General features: G+C 46.2%; 1 protein-coding gene. It reads left to right on the top strand.

Going from position 1 to position 1,268, the window contains the following annotated elements:
* The coding region (locus ACK8OT_RS19190; protein ID WP_410198118.1) for an IS110 family RNA-guided transposase at positions 1–1,039 on the top strand (1,039 nt) is incomplete at its 5' end.
* Between the last annotated feature and the right edge of the window lie 229 nt (positions 1,040–1,268).

Here is a 1,268-nt window from a genome sequence, read left to right as displayed (position 1 = left end):
TATCGATATTGCAAAAAATGTTTTTCAGGTTGCTCACTATAAGGGAACTAAAGAGCTCAGTAATCGCGCGATTAGTCGCAATAAGTTGATTAAATTACTTGCCAGTGAAAAGCCTGCAAGAGTCGCGATGGAATCATGTGGTAGTGCCAGTTACTGGGCTCGTTTAGCCATGTCTTATGGGCATGAGGTGACTTTGCTCAGTCCCTTATTTGTAAAAGGTTTTCGTACCGGTCAAAAAACAGATGCCAATGATGCTAGAGCGATTGCTGCGGCCCTTGGTTCGCCTAACGCTCGTCCTTGTATGGTATTGCCTGAAGAGCTTCAAGCGCTACAGGCGTTAGATAGAATTCGAACCGCTTTTGAAAAAACAAAACGCCAGCTAGCCAATCAAATAAGAGGATTATTGCTCGAGTTCGGCATCGTGATTGGGCAAGGCGAAGCCAATTTTCACAGTCGTATTCCAGAAATCCTAGAGGATGCTGATGAGCAATTGCCGGATATACTGCGCGCTGGGATTGCTGGCTCTTATCAAGCGTATATGACATTGGGTGAGCAAAAAGAAAAGCGAGAAGCAGAGCTTAAAAAGTATGTAAAACAGAACGATGACTGTCGTAGATTAATGACACTCGAGGGCGTAGGCCCAGTGACCGCTATCGGCTTACTGATTCGGTTAAGAGGTGGTGATTATAAAAGTGGACGTAATGCCGCAGCGTGTATTGGGCTTACACCACAGCAACACTCTAGTGGTAACAAGGTGCGCTTGGGGCATATTGCTAAACAGCAAAAAACGGATTTACGCAGTAACCTGTATTTAGGTGCCAGAGCTGTCGCAAGTAAACTCAAAACGCGCCCAGCCAAAACGGAGAAAGAGCGCTGGTTAAAGAATCTGGTTGAACGACGAGGTCTAAAGTGTGCGGCTATCGCATTAGCGAACAAGACGGTGCGAACCGCGATGGCGATACTGCGTGATGGCAAAGAATACCATGCTAGACCGCTATCCGAGGGAAATGTATCCATTGTTAGCCCTAGTGCGGCATAGCCTAAAACCCAAAAAAGCACAGATAACTTTCATAAGTTAAGCAAGTTAATAAGTAGCAACACGAGTTAGTAGAATTGTTTCAACAGAATGCAAAGTAATAGGTAAGACCAACCACTGAGAGCCTGTAATTTCGCAAGGCGATCAGCGCAAAGAGTAGCTCGCGCTGATATACCGTGTAGGAGAAGAGGCACAGTGGTGCGAAAACATCTGAGGGCCGGGGTAGCTCCCC

Source organism: Motilimonas thetidivivens (assembly GCF_046452435.1).
GTDB lineage: Bacteria > Pseudomonadota > Gammaproteobacteria > Enterobacterales > CBDFNC01 > Motilimonas.
This window is presented reverse-complemented; position numbering and strand designations above follow the sequence as displayed.